This is a genomic window from Novosphingobium guangzhouense, assembly GCF_002896965.1.
Taxonomy (GTDB): domain Bacteria; phylum Pseudomonadota; class Alphaproteobacteria; order Sphingomonadales; family Sphingomonadaceae; genus Novosphingobium; species Novosphingobium guangzhouense.
In genome coordinates, this window is the sequence record NZ_LYMM01000022.1 from 107,737 (window position 1) to 126,352 (window position 18,616).

Below are 18,616 nucleotides of genomic sequence, written 5' to 3' on the forward strand. Positions count from 1 at the left end.
GGAGCCAAGGCAGTGACCCCGCACCACGCCTTTCCCGACGTGTCCTGGCCGGATCTCCGATCGGAGATCTCGCGTGAACTGGAACACCGCAAGGCAACCCTGCCAAAGATGGTAGGCGAAGGGCTCAGCCAGGCCGAAGCGGATCGCCAGATCACCATGTTCGCCGCCATCCTTGAGGACGTGGTGCGCTTTCGCCAGTCCCGCGCGCCGATCGCGGAAGGCAAGCCGGCAATCAACCCGCTCAAGGTGGAACGCTCGCACCGCTTCAGCTGGCACGAACGCCGCCGCGCGATCGCGCTTGAGCTTGACTACCGCCGCCGCACTTATCCCCGCATGGTCGAGAATGCCCGGCTGACGGCCGACGCCGCCCGCCGCCGCATCCACTGCCTGGAATGCATGCGCGCCCTTTACGAACTGGGTTACGACTGGCGACCCGAAAGCGGTGCATGGCCGCACTGGTCGACCACCACCCCCGCGCAGCAGGAACACGCCGCCCGCGAAGAGTGGATGGCAATCGAATCAGAAATCGCCGCGCGATCGGGCGTTGCGCAACAGGAGATGGCGCTTTGACGTGGAAACCCGACATCGTGATCTATCACGACAAGTGCATGGACGGCTTCACGGCCGCATGGTGCTGCCAGCGCCGGTGGCCCGAGGCCGATTACATCGCCCGCAATTACGGGATGGGCCCGGGGCTGGAGGATGCGCGCGGTAAGCACGTCCTGATCGTGGATTTCAGCTTCCCGCAGGAAATGCTTGCCGACATGATCTGGCGGCATGGCGTCGCATCGATCGTTATCCTCGATCATCACAAGACTGCCGAGCAGGCCCTAGAGCCCTTCCGCTTCAGGGAGAGTGCACCTGGAACGATAGCGCCTGGTGATATCCCCGGCATGCTCCGCGATCTCAACGAGCTCAACGGGCGGCCGCCGATTATCGCCCTGTTCGATATGGACCGATCTGGCGCCGGCATGGCGTGGGACTTTACGTTCGGCCGCGACGCTGGTCGGCCTGCCCTGATCGACCTGGTCGAAGCGCGCGACCTCTGGCGCCCCGATCGGCCCGAAGCGGCCGACCACCTTCACCTCGCGCTTTCGTCGGGGCCCAAGACGTTCGAACGCTGGGAAGCCGCAGCCGAAAACACCGCGAACTTCATTCGCACCGGTGCATCCATAGCCGCCTATCGCGACAGCCTGATCGAAGAGATCATGGACCGCGCCTGGATGACAGAGATCGACGGACTGCCCGCGGTGACGGTCGACTGCCCTTACCTGCTGGTCAGCGAGACAGGACACCGCTTGCTCGACCGCTATCCCGGCGCGGCATTTGCCGCTCTGCGCGTGGCTGGCCAGCATTCCGTCACGTTCTCGCTTCGCTCCGAAGACGAACGCGAGGACGTGGGCGCCCTTGCCTCCAAGTTTGGTGGAGGCGGCCATCGCAACGCTGCCGGGTTCAGGGTGCCCGCATGAACGATGATGATCTGATGGCCATCCTTCTAGTCAATGGCGGGATCTTCGGTTTCGGCGTTCTCGTCGGCTACTGGATTTGGGGGTAAGCGTGAGCGTTGGCGACAAGATCAAGTTCGACGATGAGCGTCAGCGCTACACCGTCGTGGCCCAAGACGAAAGGTTCGCGATCCTCGTAAAGCCTTTCAATGCCCGCCGAACCTACCTCTATTCCATTGTCGATTTAAACCAAGCGGTGCGGGGGCGGCACAATCGCATCTTCGGCATACCTTACGATGTTTCGACCCCGGACGGTGCGGCCGCAGTTCTTGCGGAATTGCAGGCGGGCACGCTCGAAGTCAGCGCCCGCAATTACCAGACGCTAACGAGTAGGGAACTGGAAGACCTTCGAGCGTCAGCGTGGCGGAAAGCAATATCACATGACCGGGCATCCGTTTGCGAAGCCTGCGACCTACCCTGTCCGGAAGATCGCCTTCACGTGGACGGACACGGCTTTTCCGCATGTGCGGCCGCCTTCACCGAGGACGGAGCGGGCGATTGACCCAACGAGACCCGCGCCGGCCGGATGCCGGAATTAACTGAGGAGGATCCCCATGGCCTTCGGTAAGCGCCGATACCGCGCTCGATGGTCGGACAACGACCGCTACTTCGGACCATTCACCTACAGCCGAGATGATAGGCATTATCGGCCTTTCGGCATCATGCTGGTGTCCGGCAAAGAAGAACATCTGGAGTGCAGCTTGCGCCTCCGGGGTTTCGGCCACACGCTGATCGTAGCCCTTCCCGCCATCATCAAGCCCTACAGACAGTGGGTGGATACCTCACACTACGAGTGGAGCAAATCGCCGGCCGGTGGATATTGGGACGAGTACCGCAAGGAATATGGGCTCTCCGCTGTAGATGGCGCGCTTCATACTCATTACGGGGCACAAACCCATAGCAGCGAAAGCACCAAATCGAAGGTCTGGTTTTTCCCTTGGAAGGCATGGAGGCATGTTCGCCACAGCCTGTACGATCTCAACGGCGATCATTTTGCCACCATTCCCGAACGCGGCAGGCGCACCAAGATCGGCGATGGCGCGTGGCGAAATCACTGGGACGCCGAAAGAGCCCTGCAGGATGCCTGTCCGACGTCCTCTTTCCAGTTCAAGGATTTCGATGGCGAACTCATTACTGCCACGACAAGGATTGAGGAGCGGCAGTGGAAGCGGGGCGAGGGCAAGTTCAAATGGCTCTCTCTGCTTTGGCCGGACAAGATTAGCCGTTCACTGGACCTTCGTTTCTCATCCGAAGTCGGAAGGCGGAAAGGCTCCTGGAAAGGGGGCACTGTAGGCCACAGCATCGAAATGCTGCCCGGCGAGCTTCATGAAGCAGCCTTCAAACGGTACTGCGATAAGCAAGGGCTCTCATTCATTCGCGCGGTACCTAAGCTCGCAATAGTCTGAATTGACAACTCCATGGGGCGGACTCATAGTCCGCCCCAACGGACGCCGGCATGGGGCTGGCTCCTGGGCAGAAAGGGCCCGGTAATGACCACACCCGAAAACCAGATTGAACTTTTCAGCCAGGCGGTGGATGCCCTTGGCGGAACGCGCAGCGCCGCCCGCGCACTGGGCTGCTCGGAAAAGACCGTCAGCCGCCTCACCTCCGGCCAGGTCAAGCTTCACGAAGGCTTCCTGAAGGACATTGCCGCCGCGCTGCTTGAGCATGCCGATCGCTGCCGCAAGCTGGAACGTCACTTGTCGCCGGCATTCCCGTCCAACCTGGTCGAAGGCCAGGCGCAGCAGGACGGCCGCCGCACGCGCCATCAGGAGGGTTGATCCATGGCGGACATTCGCATCCCCTGCCTGGTAGGCAAGACGAACAAGGCCGGCATCACCAGCTGGTACTGGCAACCCAGCAAGACTCTGAAGGACGCCGGATGGAAGGCGATTTCCCTGGGCAAGAACCGCACGGCCGCAATGCTCGCTGCAGAGGCCGAGAACACCAAGGTCGATCAGTGGAAGGCCGGCGGCACGCAGGTAGCGCAGATCGCCCCCCGCCGGCAGGCCGGCACGTTCGGCGCTCTCATCGAGAGATACCGTAGGGAGCGCTTGGAGGGCAAGGATGCCTCAGGTAGGCCATTGCTCAAGCCGAACACAATCAAGACCTACAAGCCCTCTTTGCGGCGCTTGGAGGAGTGGGCAGGCAAGCACCCCGTCGCCTACGTCACGCCCGCCCGCGTCACCGCACTGCGCAAGGCGATAGCCAAGCCGATCGCGGAAGGCGGCCTCGGCCACGCCGGCGCCCATCACCTGCTCAAGACCCTGCGCGTCGTCATGGCGTTTGCCGAAAGCGAAGACATCATCGCCAAGGGATCGAACCCGGCCACCAACTTCGGCCTGGGCGCACCGCCGGCACGAAAGACGATCTGGACGCCAGAGGATGATGCGGCATTCGATGCGGCCGCCTATGACCTTGGCCTGCCCTCTATGGCACTTGCGCGCGAGATCGCCCTTTTCACCGCCCAGCGCGAAAGCGATCTGATCGCCTTCACCGAAGGCCAGCTGACCGAGCTCGACGTGTTCGAACGCTCCACGCGCGAAATGCTGGCCGGGCCTGACGGCAAGGTAATGGGCTGGAGCTTCGCCCAGCAGAAGACCAGCGACGCCGACATGGACGTGTGGATGGAAATCCCGCTGGAGCCGAAGATCCTCGAGAAGGTGCAGACGGCCCTGCGCACCAATCGCGCCCGCGATCGCGCAGCCGAACCGCGCCGCCTATTGTCGTACGTCATTGTCGATGAGGACAACGACGGCATCCCGTTCAATGAGCGCCGCTTCATCCGCCGCTGGAACAAGGTGATCGATCACGCGGTGAAGATGACCGGACGCACCAGCATGAACGAACTGGTATGGCACGACCTGCGCCGCACCCGTGTCGTCCGCCTGCGCCGGCGCAAGATGCCCAAGGAAATGATTGCGTCGATCACCGGCCACAGCCTGGCCGCGATCGAAGCGATGCTGAAGGTGTACGGCCCGATCGACCCCACGATCACCGCCGCCGCGATCGCCAGCAGCCTTGAGGAGAAAGTGGCGTGATCAAAAGCGCGATGACCATCATCGGCGGCATCTTTACCACCTACTCCGGCTTTCATACGCTCGACGACGGATCGCAATTTACGGGATGGCTGAAGATAATCGGCGGCACCCTTGCCTGCATACTCGGCGCGATCATGATCGCGGACCAGTACCTTTCCAACAAAACTGCAAAATAGTGGCGATGTTGGAACGATTTTCCACCGCAAACCCGCAGAAATGCGTCATCTAGCAGACTTTCTAGGAAACGACCCATGGTGGACCCGTCACCCCCCATTGAAATCGCAGATGAAAAGGCGGTCTTACGCCGCCGTTTCCGGCAGGCTCGTGCCGAGCATGTCGAAGCTCTGCCGCAAAGTCTGCGCGCGCTGATTCTCAATCGCCCGCCCGCACCGGTACTTTCCCTCATTCCACAGGACGCGACGGTCGGCCTGTATCATCCGACAGGCTTCGAAGCCCCGTCGCTGGGATGGGCGCGCTGGCTGTCGGAGAATGGCCGCCGTATCGCCCTGCCCTTCTTCGCCGCCCGTGAAGCCGCGATGGAATTTCGCGCGTGGGACAACCCGTGGGACGACGAAGCCCTGGAATCGGGACCGTGGCGGGCGTTTCAACCCGGCGCTGAAAGCGACCGCGTAGTGCCCGACGTCGTGGTGGTGCCGCTGGTCGCCTTCACCGCGGAGGGACATCGACTTGGCCAGGGCGGCGGACATTACGACCGCTGGCTTGCCGCGCACCCGCAGGCGACCGCAATCGGGCTTGCATGGGACTGCCAGTTGGCCGAGGAACTGCCCGTCGAAGCGCACGATCGGCCCCTTGCCGCCGTGGTCACGCCGACGCGGATATATAACGTATAAAAGAGGACACGACATGCGCGAGACACCGACCTGGCGAATTCCTTTCGGGGTGCTCTTGCTGGTCGTCGCGCTGGGCCTCTACGCCATGCTCATCGCCAGCTACGTCCCCGCCCTGATCGGCGGATGGAACGCGCTTGCGCAAACGCCGGTCTATATCGTGCTGGGCGTGGTGTGGCTGCTGCCGCTCAAGCGGTTCCTGATCTGGATGGAGACCGGGCGGTGGAGTGCGCCTGTCGGCAAATAAGTCGCCGTACAAATATGCCGCGAAAACGAAAAAGGCCGAGCGTAAGCCCGGCCTTTTCATTCATTTGCTGCTGGAACCACTTCCTGAGAAGTGGCGCGAGTGACGGGGCTCGAACCCGCGACCTCCGGCGTGACAGGCCGGCACTCTAACCAACTGAGCTACACCCGCGCAGCAATGTATGTGAGGTTTTTAGACTACCTCAAGTCGCTGGATTACCAGCATTTTTCCCAAGTGGCGCGAGTGACGGGGCTCGAACCCGCGACCTCCGGCGTGACAGGCCGGCACTCTAACCAACTGAGCTACACCCGCGTTCTTGCGGTTGCGTCCGCTTGGGAGCGCCGCCACTAGGCCAGCCTCGCGGGGCTGTCAACGGCTTTGCGAAGACCTTTTTCATTTTTTCGTCATCGGTGGATTTTAACCATATTTTCGTGACTGGCATCACAGTCTCCCTGCAGAGCCGCACCGGGCGGCCGGGGGGAGAATTACCCGTGATTACAGGCAGACACACCTGCGCCACGCTTTTCTGCGCCACGCTTTTCGCCGCAGCTTGCACCCTTACAGGCGGAGGCTTCCCCGCCCACGCCCACACCGGCCCACAGACAAGCCCCGCCATCACCACCGACAGCGCCGTCTTCGTGGAACGGGTGGACGCCCTCAACGGGCGCAGGCTGGAACCCGCCAGCATGCTCGCGCGCGGGGACCGGGTAGTGACGGTGGTAACGTGGAAACGAATGCGCGGAACCGGCGGCTTCGTCCTGACCAACCCCCTGCCCGCTCGCCTGGCCTACCAGCGCAGCGCCAGCGACATGCAGGAAGTCTCCGTAGACAGCGGGCGTTCATGGGGGCGTCTGGACACGATGCGCGTGGATGGACGGCAGGCGACGCCAGAAGACGTTACGCACGTCCGCTGGCGCATCCCGGCAAGCTACGCAGCGCTTGGTCAGGGACGCATCGCCTACGCCGGAGTGGTGCGCTGAATCAGCACTTCTCGTACTTCCAGTTGCGCTTCTTTCCCTCTGCGATCCATTCCAGCGCCTGCGCCATGCGCTTTTCGCGCGTGGCGGCCGTCTTCGCCTCGGTGATCCATTCAAGGTAGTCGCGCCGGGCAGACGGCGAGAATGCGTTGTAATGCGCGCTGGCGGCAGGAGCGGCTGCAAGCGCCGCTGCGAAGTCATTGGGCATGGGGATTTCGGGCTTGGGCTTGCGGACCTGCTTCACCGCCGTGCCCTGATGTTCCACCCGTCCACGCGCGGCGGCCAGTTTGGCCGCAAGTTCCGCTTCGTCCGGCAGGTCGGATATCGCCGTGATGCGGCCGAACTGGCCCATCGCATCACCCTGCCGCCCGTCGCCGTGGATGACGAAAGTGCAGTGCGCCTTGAACGCCGCCATCCCGGCGACGTTCTTTCCGCTCACCAGAAAGTGCGGCATCCCCCATTTGATCGCCTCTTGCGCACCGGGTAGCGCGCGGTGAGCCAGTTCGCGCAGGTGTTGAAGGATCGGGCGGGCAAAGTCCGCGGCCCCGGCGATATACTCGTCCACGCGCGGATCCCTGCCCATCTTGCCCTCTCCTGCCGTGTTACCCTGCGAGAATCAGCGCCGGAGCCTCGATCAGCTTCCGGAGATCCTGCGCGAAGCTTGCCGCATCCCACCCATCTACCACACGATGGTCACAGCTCATCGAGATATTCATGAGCTTGCGCTTCTCGATACGCTCGATGCCGTCGGCACCCTTCACGAACATCGGCCGTTCGACGATGCGGTTGGGGCCTATGATGGCAACTTCGGGGCGATTGATGACCGGCGTGGTCGCCACCCCGCCCATCGGCCCAAGTGAAGTCACGGTGATCGTCGAACCCGAAAGCTCCGACGATTTCGCCGAACCATCGCGCGCGGCATTGGCAAGGCGGGTGATCTCGGCGGCCAGTTGCCACAAGTTGCGGCCCTCTGCGTCACGGATCACCGGAACCATCAGGCCACCCAGCGTCTGCGCCGCCATACCCAGATGCACCGAGCCGTAGCGCGTCACCACGCCCGCCTCATCGTCATAGTGAGCATTGAGCATCGGATATTTGGGCAGCAGCTTGCAGATCGCCGTGATCAGGAACGGCAGCATCGTCAGCTTGGGACGATCTCCACGCCCTGCATTCAACTGCGCCCGCGTTTCCTCCAGCGCAGTGACATCATACTCCTCGACATAGGCGAAGTGCGGGATGTTGCGCTTGGATGCGGCCATGTTCTCGGCAATGCGGCGGCGCAGACCGATCACGCGGACCTGCTCGTCCTTCCCCTTCATGCCTGCGGGCTGGAAACCGCCGCCGGCGCTGTAGGAGAGGAAAGCATCAAGATCGCCATGGCGCACGCGGCCATCCTCGGCCGGGCGGACTTCGGACAAGTCGATGCCAAGGTCACGCGCGCGCTGGCGCACCGCCGGGCTGGCGAGAACCCTGGCGTGGGGACCGGGCTTTGCGGCGGGCGTGGGCGTGGGCGCGCGGGCTTCGACAGGCTCAGCCTGAGCGGCGGTGGGTTTGGGTTCGGCGACCTTTACAGGTTCCGGCTCAACATCCGCTCGTGCAGAGCTTGTCGAAGCACCAGCCACCACCTTCTCAACATCCCCGGCATCCGGCGTTTCGGCGTCAAGCCGTTCCTCAACCACCTCGGCCCTGGGCGCAGGCGCAGGCGCAGCAACACGCCCCTCCTCGTTTCCGGCACCTTCGATTTCGATCACCACCAGCGGCGAACCGATGGCGATCACGTCGCCCGCTTCGCCCGCCACTTCGACGACCTTGCCGGATACAGGGCTTTCCATCTCCACGGTGGCCTTGTCGGTCATCATGTCGGCAAGGCGGCCGTCTTCTTCGACGGTGTCGCCTACCTTGACGTGCCAGGCGACGATTTCGGCCTCTGCGATGCCTTCCCCGATGTCGGGCAGGCGGAAAATATAGCGTCCCATCCCTATTATTCCTTCATGAGCCGATCGACCGCCTCGCCGATGCGGACGGGACCGGGGAAATAGGCCCATTCGAGGCTGTGCGGATACGGCGTGTCAAAGCCGGTCACGCGCTCGACCGGGGCTTCAAGGTGGTAGAAGCAGCGCTCCTGAACCAGCGTCACCAGTTCCGCGCCAAAGCCGGACGTGCGGGTCGCCTCGTGTATCACCAGACATTTCCCCGTCTTCTCCACCGACTTTTCCACAGTCGCCATGTCGAGCGGGACCAGCGTGCGCAAGTCGATGATCTCGGCATCGATGCCTTTCTCGGCCAGCACCGCTTCGGCAACGTGGATCATCGTGCCATAGGACACCACCGTCATCGCAGAGCCCTCCCGCACGATGCGGGCCTTGCCCAGCGGGGTCTTGTAATACCCTTCAGGCACCAGACCGCCGGGATGCCCCTTCCACGTGCGCGAAGGCTTATCGTAGTAGCCGTCGAACGGGCCATTGTAGATGCGCTTGGGTTCGAAGAAGATGACCGGGTCGTTGTCCTCGATAGCCGCGATCAGCAGGCCCTTGGCATCGTGCGGGGTGGCCGGAATCACCGTTTTGAGGCCCGCAACATGCGTGAACAGAGCCTCGGGGCTCTGGCTGTGCGTCTGCCCGCCAAAGATGCCGCCACCGAACGGAGAGCGGATCGTGATCGGAGAGGTGAACTCCCCCGCCGACCGATAGCGCATGCGCGCCGCTTCGGAGACAAGCTGATCAAGGCCGGGGTAGATATAGTCCGCGAACTGGATTTCCGGCACCGGGCGCAGGCCATAGGCGGCCATGCCCACCGCCGCGCCCACGATGCCGCATTCGTTGATCGGCGAATCGAACACGCGGTTGCGGCCGTACTTCTTCTGGAGGCCCGCCGTGGCGCGGAACACGCCGCCGAAATAGCCCACGTCCTCACCCAGAATGACGATATCCGGATCGCGGCCCATCATGATGTCGAGCGCGTCGTTGATCGCCTCGATCATGTTCATCTGGCGCGTCGGCGCATCGTGGAGGCTCAGCGCATTTTCCTCGGTCATGCGCTTTCTCCCTTCCATTCGGGCCATTTGCTCTGACGTTCGCGGATCGCCTGCGCGGCCTGTTCCTCAAGGTGCCAGGGCAGTTCCTCGAAGACGTCCTCGAACATCGTGTGAAACGGATGGTGCAGGCCGTGGCCGAGGACGCCGTTCTTCTCGGCCTCCTTGGTGGCGATCTTGACCTGTTCCACAAGGTCGCGGTCCATTGCCTCCTGCTGCTCCTCCGACCATTCGCCAAGAGCGATCAGGTGCTTCTTGAGACGCATGATCGGATCGCCGAGCGGCCATTCCTCGCGCTCTTGTGCAGAACGGTAGGCGCTGGGATCGTCCGAGGTGGAATGCCCTTCGGCACGGTAGGTGAAATGCTCGATCAGGGTTGGGCCCTGATTGGCGCGTGCCCGATCGGCGGCCCAGCGCGAAGCGGCGTAAACCGCCAGCGCATCGTTGCCATCCACCCTCAGGCCCGCAATGCCATAGCCGGCCGCACGCGCCGCGAAAGTCGTCCGCTCGGCGCCCGCGAAGCCGGAGAAGCTGGATATCGCCCACTGGTTGTTGACGACGTTGAGCACCACCGGCGCGTTGTAGACCGCCGCAAAGGTCATCGCCGCGTGGAAATCGCCCTCGGCGCTGGAACCCTCGCCCACGAAGGCGCTGGCGATCCGGGTGTCGCCCTTGATCGCGCTCGCCATCGCCCAGCCCACTGCCTGCGGGTACTGCGTGGCGAGGTTGCCCGAAATAGTGAAGAACCCGTAGTCCTTGGCCGAGTACATCACCGGTAGCTGACGACCCTTCAGCTTGTCCGCCCGGTTGGAGTAGATCTGGTTGACCATCTCAACCAGCGGATAACCGCGCGAAATCAGGATGCCCTGCTGGCGATAGGTCGGGAAAACCATATCGTCGTGCGCAAGCGCATGGGCATGGGCGACCGAGATCGCCTCCTCGCCGGTACACTTCATGTAAAAGCTTGTCTTGCCCTGCCGCTGCCCGCGATACATGCGATCGTCGAAAGCGCGGGTCAGCGCCATCGTGCGCAGCATCCGCCGCAGCGTATCGGCGTCAAGACCGGGGTTCCAAGGGCCTACCGCGCGATCCTCTTCGTCAAGGACGCGGATCATGTCGGTGGTCATCGGCCATGTCTCGCTGGCCGGGCAATTCTCATCGGGGCGCGCCAGCTGTCCTGCAGGCGGGACGGGCAGATGCGAATAATCGACGACGTCGCCGGGCCGGTAGCGCGGCTCGGGTACGTAGAGTTCCAGCGGCGGAAGATTCCCGCGCGCCTTTCCCGGTTCAGGTGCCGTATTTTCGGCCATTTCAATGCTCTCCCGCCAAGGTCGGGCCGTGGGAATCCGCCCCGCCCAAAGCGAAGCAAAATTCCACGGTTAAGTCATATTATTTCAAACCTTGGTAATGTCAATTACACCGCAACCGGTGCAGCGATATGCGCCTGCGGGGCGTATCCAGAGACTTCGAAGTCTTCGATCCGGTAATCGAAAATCGAATCGGGACGCCGCGCGATCGTCATCATCGCCTGCCCTTCGGGCGTGCGCGAAAGCTGCTGTTCGACAAGCTCTGCGTGGTTGAGGTACAAGTGGACATCACCGCCTGTCCAAACGGCCTCACCCGGCTCCAGGTTGCATTGCTGCGCCATCATCCGCGTCAGCAGCGCCAGCGACCACATGTTGAAGGCAAAGCCCAGCCCAAGGTCGCAGCTGCGCTGGTACAGCAGGCATGACAGCCGCCCGTCCGCAACGTGGAACTGATAAGTCTTGTGACACGGCGGCAGCGCCATCGAATCGAGTTCGGCCACGTTCCACCCTTCGATGATGTGGCGGCGGCTGCCGGGATTGCTGCGCAGGCTGTCGACCACCTGCGCCACCTGATTGACGCCGGGACCGCGCCGGAACAGGCCCTCACCGACAGGCTCATAAGTATCCCAGTCAACCCACTGCTTGCCGTAGACAGGGCCAAGATCGCCCCATGCCTCGGCAAACACCTCATCCGCGACTATGCGTGCGGAGAAGTCCTTGCGGCTGATCTGCTCTCCCGTTTCGCGGCGGTAGCGATCGAGCGGCCAGTCGGTCCAGATTTCCACCCCCTGTGCGCAGAGCGGGCGGATATTGGTATTGCCGGTCAGGAACCACAGCATCTCACGCGTGGCGGTCTTCCAGTAGACGCGTTTGGTGGTCAGCAGCGGCATCGCCCCGCCCGACAGGTCGAACCGGATCGTCGCGCCGAAGACCGACCGTGTACCCACGCCCGTGCGGTCCAGCCGCTCATCCCCCTGCTCCCATATCCGGCGCATGAGATCGAGGTATTGATGCTCCCAGTGCGGGGCGACGGTGGAGGCGGTGCGGAGCGCGGTGGTGGTCATGAGGCAAGGTCTATCCGCCGGGGCGCGGAAGGTGAAGTGCACCAACGCCAAGTGCGGTGGATGATTGCGAGCGGCCGGGCCGGAACATTTTTCACAAGCCCGAAGTTTTTCCCAAAACCCCCCTTGCCACCCCCGGAGTCGCCCTATATAGGCGCGCTCCTGCCCGGGGCGGTCTTCGGATTGCCCCTCTGGTCGGGGAATAGCTCAGCCTGGTAGAGCACTGTCTTCGGGAGGCAGGGGCCGGAGGTTCGAATCCTCTTTCCCCGACCAATTTCGCCTTATGGCGGGCATAGAAACCCAGCGGAAACGCTGGGTTTTTTGCTGTCTGGACCACATCTTTCGATACCTCATGAACAGGGGCTCAAGGTTCCAACTGAACCTAGGCGCGCTTGCGGATGACGTTGGCAACTTCGGTCAGGAACTCGGGGCTGAACCGCGCATAGTGCTTCTGCGTGGTCCGATCGTCGTCATGGCCCATGAATTGCGCCAATTTCGGCATCGAGACGCCCGCCTCGGCCGCCCATACAGCGCCGGTATGACGCAGCGTGTACGGCGTCGCATAGACACCGCTCCTTTCGGTCGCCGCTTGGAACGCCTTCTTGATGCAGGCGATGGGTTCGCCGCCGCGCTCAACGACCGATTCGCAGCTGCGAGCCGAGTACGCGTCCTGAAGCCATGGCAGAAGGTCGTCAGCGATCGGCACGACGGTGCGGCGTTTCGCGGTGCGAAGATGACCGGGCGGCGTGAAGTCGATTTGCCTGCGCATGAAGTCGACCCGGTCCCACGTGAGTTGCAGGATCGCGGTCGGCCGGGCCATCGTGTAGAGCCCGAGCATCACATAGAGCTTGGCGTGCTCGGCCTTCACCGACGCGAAGAACTTGTCGAATTCCTGATGGTTCAGATGACGCCGCTTCGATTCCGCTGCCTGCGGAAGCCAGACCGGGATGCGACCCGGCAGCTTCGGGCCATTCTTCACCGCCCAGCCCAACGCCGTCGAGAGCTGCATCAGCTCATACCGGATGGTCGAGGGGCCGGCGCGGCGCTGGTCGTGATAGTCCTTCGCCATCCGCTCATCGATCAGGAGCGGATCGACCCGTTCCCAGAAAGCCTTCATCGCCTTCCACGCATCTTTGCGCCGATTGTACGAAGGCTTCGCTTCGATCGTGGCGAGGTAGCCAATCATGATCCGGCCCACGGTCCACGGTGAATCGTCGCCGCTTTGCCAGACCTGTCGCGCTTCCGCCTCGGCGCTCGCGCGATCACTCGCTTCGAGCGAGGTGCGACGTCGCTTTCGGGTTCCGTCCTCGGCAACGTCCCACCAGACGAGGGCGTACCCTCCCCGGAATCGCTGGACGGTGTAAGTGTCGTCTCCATCGACTTGCATTCATACTTCTCCACTTCGGCCACGCTGATTCGGATCAGCGTTCCCAACCGGAAACACTGCAGCGCGCCGCTGTCTATTAGCTTGCGCACCAAGGCGGTGCTGCAGCCCCAGCGATCGGCGAGCTGCGCGACCGAGAACGGGGCAGGGGTGTTGATGTTGAAGGGCAAGGTGGCTCTCACAGGAACATATCCCTCTGCTGGCCATGGTTCACCGGCAGCGCGGCAACCTCGGCGGTGATGATGTCGGAAACGTCGAGGCCGAGCCGCACACCGATGTCGCGGACATGGGCCTCCTTGAATTCGATCGACAACGAAGGCATCCCCGCCGCGCGCGCAGCGGCGGCAGTCGTACCGGTGCCCGCGAAAGGATCGAGGACGAGGCCGCCGGGGGGCGTGATCAGTTCCACCAGCCAGCGCACCAGCGAAAGCGGCTTCACCGTTGGGTGTGTGCGAATCGCGGGCTGACCGTTGGCCAGAACCTCAGCCTCATGGCCGCATGCGGTCTTACCGATCGTGTGCGCGCCGCAGATCCTGCATTCGAAGATGCGCTCGCCCTGGGTAGCCTTGGATGAGAAGAAAAACCGTGCTGCGGTACCGCTGTCGCCCTGAAAGGTAGCGCCATTGTCGCTGTTGCCTTTGAACGATCCATAGATGTTTCGGCACTTGTCGGTCCCCCGCGCCCCAACCGGCGCGACGGCTCCGCGCTCTCCGAAGTCCGCGAAGTATTCCAGCACCTCGGCGCTACCGTCGTGAAGCACGTTGGCTGGGAAGCGGCCGAGCTTGCGCGCCTTCTCGACACCCGCCTGCAAACGGTCACGATGCGCCGCGATCGCCTCCGGATCGCTCATCCATGGCCGACGCCAACCGGCATGATGCGTGCCGACGTTCACGCCGTTGCGGTTCTGCCCGCCGCCGTCGAAGTCCTCGCCCGCCTCGATGGCGATCCGGCACAGGTCGATGTTAATGGCACCAACGCCCCAGCGCACCACGTTCGCCGCGATGCTGCTTTCGCTGATCGGCTTCTGCGCGAACACGATGGGCTCGATGGCGGGCTTGAGCGCGGTACCCATGACGCCGTGGTCGGTCGGGATCTTATGCGATTTCGGAAAGCCGGTGGCATAGAGCCAGCCCAGCATGTCGCGGATCTCGAAGCCCGCATCCTCGATCGCGCAGGCCATGCGGTGGTATCCCTTGGTCGCTGCAAAGGCGACGAGGTAAGCGCCCGGCTTCATCACGTCGTAGACGCGGCGCCAGGTCTCGACTTGGAACGCGATGTCGCCACCGTCCCATTCCTCGCCCATAAAGCCAGCGGATGCACGGGCATAGGCTCCCGTTGCACCGACCTGAGCCGGAGCTGCATCTGAACCGCCGAAGCGCGCAACGATGCTGGCGAGGTGGTAGGGCGGATCGGTACAGACGGAGTCGGCCAGCAAGCCGTCGCGCGCGAGCCGGCGCATAGCACCGATGCAGTCGCCATGGATAACGCGGACCAAACTCATCGCACGTTTGCCTCGCCCCATGGCATTGATCGCGAACCGTATTCCAGTTGCTGGAACCGATCGGCGCCATCCGAATTCTGAGGTCCGGAAATGGCGAATAAGCCATTCGATCTGATAATGTTACGATCCGACAGAGACGACCAATGAACATCGACCACCCTTCCAGCTTCGCTCAGCCCAACATGATTGGCGGTCAGACGGTCAGCTCGACTATCACGCGCGACGAACGTGAAGTGGCATCGCGCCCTGAATGGGCCGGGCGCGTTATGCGAGCTTACGAAGCGTCGAGGAGCGAAGTTCGCCGAAAGGTCGCATTGCTGCGCCGTTGACGATTGGGGACGGCGCGAGAGGATTTCTCCCCTCCCTGCTGTTCCGGCATAACGCCGTCCCGCTTCGGATTGGCTTTCAATCGCGCGCACCGCGCTGCTGGCTACATGGCGGCCTCCTGGGTTCGAGGGGTGTTGGGAGATCATGCCGCGACGGCCTCCCGATCAGCGATTTCGTCCGCCATGTTGGCGCGCACGAGCGCTTCCGAGAGCGGCGGGCAGACGCTGTTGCCGCACTTGGCGACCTGCGCCGTCTTGGTGATCGGCTTGCCGTGCGCGTCGAACTCGATCTGGTAATCGGCAGGGAAGCCCTGGGCGTTGAACAACTCCCGCGGCGACAGCATCCGCATGCCGATGTCGACGATGACGTATTCCTCGCCCTCGATCGTCACGGTGACCAGACCGAAGCGGTCCTGCACGGTGACGGTGCCCAGCGGGTTCGTCAGGCCGTGGCCGTCTTCTTCGTTACCGTAGTACTTGATGAGGAACGCGCGAACCTCGGCAGCATGGATGCCCCCGCTAGATACCGTGTTGAGCGGCTCTTCAACGCTGACGCCGCTATTTTCGACGTGTCCATCGCTGGTGCCGCGCAGCTTGATCAGGTTCGAGGTAATGAGGCGTTGCTGGCTCCCGCTGGTAGCTACCGTCGACAGCGGCGCATCGGCGGCGCGGCCTGCGAGATTGTCATTGTTCGGCCCACCGTTGGCCTGCTCAAGATGCGCGCAGACGACAGCATGACGCGGCGCACCCGCCATGACGGTGTGAAGCGGCTCTGTCGGGTCGATGCCCTGCCCGTTCTGGGCGAACTTCTGCATGAAGGCGGCGACCACCGAATGCTTCGAATTGCCCTCGACGGTCTGCGTCGGCGCATCGGGGGCGGTCGGCGCGTTGCCGCTGGCGAACTTCTGCAGGACCGCTGCCGCGACACAATTCTGATCCTTGTTCGACGCCGTGACCGTATGCAGGGGATCATCGACCGAACGGCTCGCGCCGCCCTGCTGGGCATAGGTGGCGAACGGGGCAAGAGCCGCTTCCGCCACGCCGTATTCGGGCTGCGCCGTCGCAGTGCGCAGCGGATCCTGGTACGACCGGCCCGCGCTGCCATGGTGCGTCAGCGGCACAATGAACGGCGCCGGATTGTTGACGACGAACTTCATGATGCCGTGCGCGATGCGACGCAGCGTCTTTTCCGCCAGCGGCTTCTTGCGGTCGAAGATGGACGGGCAAGGGATCGACCAGTCGATGATCTCCGCCGCCGTGCGCCAAGGCTTTCGCTTCCCGCTCACCACCTCGGGCGAACCGGGCTTGCCGTGCGTCGGCTCCGGCCAGACGATGGCCTTTCCGTCGCACCGTGCGATCATGAAGAACCGCTTGCGGATGGTCGGCGCGCCGTAGTCGCAGGCGCGCAGTTCCTTCCACTGGATCTTATACCCGGCCTTGCGCAGTTCGCGCTGCCACTTGTCGAACGTCTCGCCCGCGCGCTCCTTGATCGGGAAGCCCTTGTCGCAGAGCGGTCCCCAGGTGCGGAACTCCTCAACGTTTTCCAGCAGGATCAGCGAGGGCTGCACGCGCTGCGCCCATAGCACGACGACCCATGCGAGGTCGCGGATCGACTTCTCGCGGGGCTTCCCGCCTTTCGCCTTGCTGAAATGCTTGCAGTCGGGGCTGAACCACGCGAGGTCGACGGGCTTTCCGCCAGTCACTTCCTTCGGGTCGATTTGCCAGATGTTGTTGCGGATGTGCATGGTGCCGGGGTGATTGGCCTCGTGCATCCGGATTGCTTCTTCGTCGTGGTTGATTGCGATGTCCACGGCGCGGCCAAGAGCGGCCTCGATGCCGGTGGATGCACCGCCGCCGCCGGCGAAGTTGTCGATGATGAGGCCGTGCATGTAATCGCCTTTCAGAATGGGAGAGTGAGGTTGGAGGGCTTCCCCACGCGGCCCTCGGCGCGTCCGAATTTCACCGCGGGATTGCTGGTTGGGGTGGGGAGCGCGAGGGGACTTGATCTCCTTTCGGCTGCGCGCTCCCGGCGATCAGAAAGGAATGTCGGGGTCGAATTTCATGGCCGACCGCTCGGTGCTGAAGCGGTCGTAGGCGTACCGGAGCTTGCCCACGATCTGCTCGACCTCTTCCTTCGGCGTCCGGTCCCCGAAGCGCAGCGCGTCGTAGACCATCTCGAACTCGCCTTCCGTGAGGACGATGCCCAGCTCGCGCTCGTGGAGGCCGACCAATCGCTTCTCGCCGGAAGCCAACGAGTTGAGCCAGCTACGCGCGCGCTTCAGCTTCTCGGCGAGGCCGAAGGTCGCGTCGTGCTCATCGGTCTGGCGGGTCGCCGCGAAACCTCGGAACCACCAGAGCGCGTCGGCCAGCGTGCTGTCGGTCGTCTCGTGGGAGGCGTCAGACATCGATCACCTCCCGGTTTCGGCTCTCCGCGAACGAGCAGTTTTCCTCGCCCTCGACATCATCATTCCACGTGCGCGCTTCGATGATCTCGATGCGCCCGTTCTCGGCATAGTCGCGCCGACCGATCTCGATCGCCTTCTCGCGGGTCGGTGCATCTTCGGCGAACTCGTCGCTGTCGGGGCTTCCGACCCACCAGCGCCAGGGGGCCATGGCATCGTCGCCGCGGGCTTCGCGCCACTGAGCGAGAAACTGTTCCTCCTGATCGCCCCACTCTCCGCAGTTGTAGAGCGAGCTCAACATGGTCTCGATAGCGATGTGGGTTTCGGATCGAAGCCCGACGAAGGGGTTGAGGTCAGCCATGGGCAACCTCCCGCTCTTCAGCGCGCCGCCAGCGGGTAGGCGTTACCAGGAGTTCACGGCCGGCAAGAAGGTCAACTGGAACGCCATGGACGCGCTCAATTTCAGCGCGCCCTATCCGGAAGCCAGCTGGAAGCGCCGTCGCGAGATCGTGGAACAGCATGTCCTCTACCAGCAGGGTATGATGTGGTTCATCGCGAATGATCCAGAGGCCCTGAACTACGGCCTCGGCTACATGCAGGCCGACTGGAACGATACGACCACACCTGACAACACCGGGGCGATGGGTCCGCTCGGCCTGCCCGGTGACGAATTCCAGTATTCGCAGTTCGGTGCAGGCTGGCCGGAATGGTGCTACGTTCGCGAGACGCGCCGCATGATCGGCAAGGTCACCGTCACGTACTTCGACCAGCTTGACGCGAGCCTTGGCGGCACGCCCACCAAGGCGACCAGCATCGGCAAATGGGCCTACACCTGGGACGTTCACGCGATCCAGCTGACCCGCAAGCTGAATGTCGGAGCCGGGGTTCTCTACACCGATCGCCTGCGCGAGGAAGGTACGCCCGCCAACGTCACCGACCACACGGCGGCCTATGAAATCCCGGTCGAGATGATCCTGCCGCACGAGCAG

Annotated in this window: 22 protein-coding genes and 3 tRNA genes; 13 read left to right on the forward strand and 12 right to left on the reverse strand. The window is 63.2% G+C overall.

Annotation, left to right across the window (positions count from 1 at the left end):
• Positions 1 to 12: 12 nt before the first annotated feature.
• From A8V01_RS06095 to A8V01_RS06135, 9 genes are all read left to right on the forward strand, one after another.
• Entirely contained in the window at positions 13 to 570 is a 558-nt protein-coding gene (locus tag A8V01_RS06095; protein ID WP_146037201.1) for a hypothetical protein, read from the forward strand.
• Positions 567 to 1,469: a DHH family phosphoesterase gene (locus A8V01_RS06100; protein WP_103095042.1), complete on the forward strand. Its 903-nt coding sequence runs from the start codon at positions 567 to 569 to the stop codon at positions 1,467 to 1,469. Before A8V01_RS06095 ends, A8V01_RS06100 begins: the two co-directional genes overlap by 4 nt.
• An 88-nt stretch (positions 1,470 to 1,557) precedes the next feature.
• Positions 1,558 to 2,007 carry a hypothetical protein gene (locus tag A8V01_RS06105; protein ID WP_103095043.1) on the forward strand — a complete coding sequence of 150 codons (450 nt, stop codon included), beginning with the start codon at positions 1,558 to 1,560 and terminating at the stop codon, positions 2,005 to 2,007.
• Positions 2,008 to 2,059: 52 nt separating this feature from the next.
• Positions 2,060 to 2,911, forward strand: coding sequence for a hypothetical protein (locus A8V01_RS06110; protein ID WP_103095044.1), 852 nt, complete (start codon positions 2,060 to 2,062; stop codon positions 2,909 to 2,911).
• Between the two features lie 84 nt (positions 2,912 to 2,995).
• On the forward strand, positions 2,996 to 3,286 hold the full coding sequence (locus tag A8V01_RS06115; RefSeq protein ID WP_103095045.1) for a helix-turn-helix domain-containing protein: 291 nt from the start codon (positions 2,996 to 2,998) through the stop codon (positions 3,284 to 3,286).
• Between the two features lie 3 nt (positions 3,287 to 3,289).
• The gene (locus A8V01_RS06120) at positions 3,290 to 4,546 is read left to right on the forward strand and encodes a hypothetical protein (protein WP_103095046.1); all 1,257 of its coding nucleotides are present in this window, start codon (positions 3,290 to 3,292) and stop codon (positions 4,544 to 4,546) included.
• Complete coding sequence (locus A8V01_RS06125) at positions 4,543 to 4,722, forward strand: hypothetical protein (protein WP_103095047.1); 180 nt, start codon at positions 4,543 to 4,545, stop codon at positions 4,720 to 4,722. Before A8V01_RS06120 ends, A8V01_RS06125 begins: the two co-directional genes overlap by 4 nt.
• 75 nt (positions 4,723 to 4,797) lie before the next feature.
• Positions 4,798 to 5,397 (forward strand): 5-formyltetrahydrofolate cyclo-ligase, encoded by a 600-nt coding sequence (locus tag A8V01_RS06130; protein ID WP_103095048.1) that lies wholly within the window; start codon positions 4,798 to 4,800, stop codon positions 5,395 to 5,397.
• Positions 5,398 to 5,410: 13 nt separating this feature from the next.
• Positions 5,411 to 5,641, forward strand: coding sequence for a DUF2842 domain-containing protein (locus tag A8V01_RS06135; RefSeq protein WP_103095049.1), 231 nt, complete (start codon positions 5,411 to 5,413; stop codon positions 5,639 to 5,641).
• Positions 5,642 to 5,732: 91 nt separating this feature from the next.
• Here the strand turns inward: A8V01_RS06135 and A8V01_RS06140 are convergent.
• Both A8V01_RS06140 and A8V01_RS06145 read right to left on the reverse strand, forming a co-directional pair.
• A tRNA-Asp gene (locus A8V01_RS06140) sits at positions 5,733 to 5,809 on the reverse strand.
• A gap of 64 nt (positions 5,810 to 5,873) precedes the next feature.
• Positions 5,874 to 5,950: transfer RNA gene (locus A8V01_RS06145), tRNA-Asp, on the reverse strand.
• Positions 5,951 to 6,129: 179 nt separating this feature from the next.
• On the opposite strand from A8V01_RS06145, the gene A8V01_RS06150 reads away from it, so the two are divergent.
• Positions 6,130 to 6,618, forward strand: a complete 489-nt coding sequence (locus A8V01_RS06150) for a hypothetical protein (protein ID WP_245892348.1) — start codon at positions 6,130 to 6,132, stop codon at positions 6,616 to 6,618.
• 1 nt (position 6,619) lies between these two features.
• Here the strand turns inward: A8V01_RS06150 and A8V01_RS06155 are convergent, their stop codons facing one another.
• The 5 genes from A8V01_RS06155 to thyA form a co-directional block, all read right to left on the reverse strand.
• Entirely contained in the window at positions 6,620 to 7,198 is a 579-nt protein-coding gene (locus A8V01_RS06155; RefSeq protein WP_103095050.1) for a YdeI/OmpD-associated family protein, read from the reverse strand.
• Positions 7,199 to 7,217: 19 nt separating this feature from the next.
• Positions 7,218 to 8,591, reverse strand: a complete 1,374-nt coding sequence (locus A8V01_RS06160) for a dihydrolipoamide acetyltransferase family protein (protein ID WP_103095051.1) — start codon at positions 8,589 to 8,591, stop codon at positions 7,218 to 7,220.
• A 5-nt stretch (positions 8,592 to 8,596) separates the two neighbouring features.
• Positions 8,597 to 9,649, reverse strand: a complete 1,053-nt coding sequence (locus tag A8V01_RS06165; RefSeq protein ID WP_211294968.1) for an alpha-ketoacid dehydrogenase subunit beta — start codon at positions 9,647 to 9,649, stop codon at positions 8,597 to 8,599.
• Positions 9,646 to 10,956 carry a 3-methyl-2-oxobutanoate dehydrogenase (2-methylpropanoyl-transferring) subunit alpha gene (locus A8V01_RS06170; RefSeq protein WP_103095052.1) on the reverse strand — a complete coding sequence of 437 codons (1,311 nt, stop codon included), beginning with the start codon at positions 10,954 to 10,956 and terminating at the stop codon, positions 9,646 to 9,648. The genes A8V01_RS06165 and A8V01_RS06170 overlap by 4 nt, the downstream gene beginning before the upstream one ends.
• A gap of 104 nt (positions 10,957 to 11,060) precedes the next feature.
• Entirely contained in the window at positions 11,061 to 12,017 is a 957-nt protein-coding gene (gene thyA, locus A8V01_RS06175; protein WP_103095053.1) for a thymidylate synthase, read from the reverse strand.
• 193 nt (positions 12,018 to 12,210) lie between these two features.
• Here thyA and A8V01_RS06180 point away from each other — a divergent pair.
• Positions 12,211 to 12,287: transfer RNA gene (locus tag A8V01_RS06180), tRNA-Pro, on the forward strand.
• 109 nt (positions 12,288 to 12,396) lie between these two features.
• On the opposite strand, the gene A8V01_RS06185 is transcribed toward A8V01_RS06180, so the two are convergent.
• Both A8V01_RS06185 and A8V01_RS06190 read right to left on the reverse strand, forming a co-directional pair.
• Complete coding sequence (locus tag A8V01_RS06185; RefSeq protein ID WP_103095054.1) at positions 12,397 to 13,401, reverse strand: tyrosine-type recombinase/integrase; 1,005 nt, start codon at positions 13,399 to 13,401, stop codon at positions 12,397 to 12,399.
• 175 nt (positions 13,402 to 13,576) lie between these two features.
• Positions 13,577 to 14,899 carry a DNA methyltransferase gene (locus A8V01_RS06190; protein WP_170065842.1) on the reverse strand — a complete coding sequence of 441 codons (1,323 nt, stop codon included), beginning with the start codon at positions 14,897 to 14,899 and terminating at the stop codon, positions 13,577 to 13,579.
• Between the two features lie 143 nt (positions 14,900 to 15,042).
• Between A8V01_RS06190 and A8V01_RS06195 the strand changes: the two genes are divergently transcribed.
• Positions 15,043 to 15,228: a hypothetical protein gene (locus tag A8V01_RS06195; protein ID WP_103095056.1), complete on the forward strand. Its 186-nt coding sequence runs from the start codon at positions 15,043 to 15,045 to the stop codon at positions 15,226 to 15,228.
• A 140-nt stretch (positions 15,229 to 15,368) separates the two neighbouring features.
• Here the strand turns inward: A8V01_RS06195 and A8V01_RS06200 are convergent, their stop codons facing one another.
• From A8V01_RS06200 to A8V01_RS06210, 3 genes are all read right to left on the reverse strand, one after another.
• Positions 15,369 to 17,114 carry a DNA cytosine methyltransferase gene (locus A8V01_RS06200; RefSeq protein ID WP_103095057.1) on the reverse strand — a complete coding sequence of 582 codons (1,746 nt, stop codon included), beginning with the start codon at positions 17,112 to 17,114 and terminating at the stop codon, positions 15,369 to 15,371.
• Between the two features lie 144 nt (positions 17,115 to 17,258).
• Positions 17,259 to 17,630 carry a hypothetical protein gene (locus tag A8V01_RS06205; protein ID WP_103095058.1) on the reverse strand — a complete coding sequence of 124 codons (372 nt, stop codon included), beginning with the start codon at positions 17,628 to 17,630 and terminating at the stop codon, positions 17,259 to 17,261.
• Positions 17,623 to 17,988, reverse strand: a complete 366-nt coding sequence (locus A8V01_RS06210) for a hypothetical protein (protein WP_103095059.1) — start codon at positions 17,986 to 17,988, stop codon at positions 17,623 to 17,625. Before A8V01_RS06210 ends, A8V01_RS06205 begins: the two co-directional genes overlap by 8 nt.
• Here A8V01_RS06210 and A8V01_RS06215 point away from each other — a divergent pair.
• A partial coding sequence (locus A8V01_RS06215; RefSeq protein WP_170065843.1) for an FAD-dependent oxidoreductase occupies positions 17,987 to 18,616 on the forward strand: 630 nt, incomplete at its 3' end. The two genes, A8V01_RS06210 and A8V01_RS06215, sit on opposite strands and share 2 nt — an antisense overlap.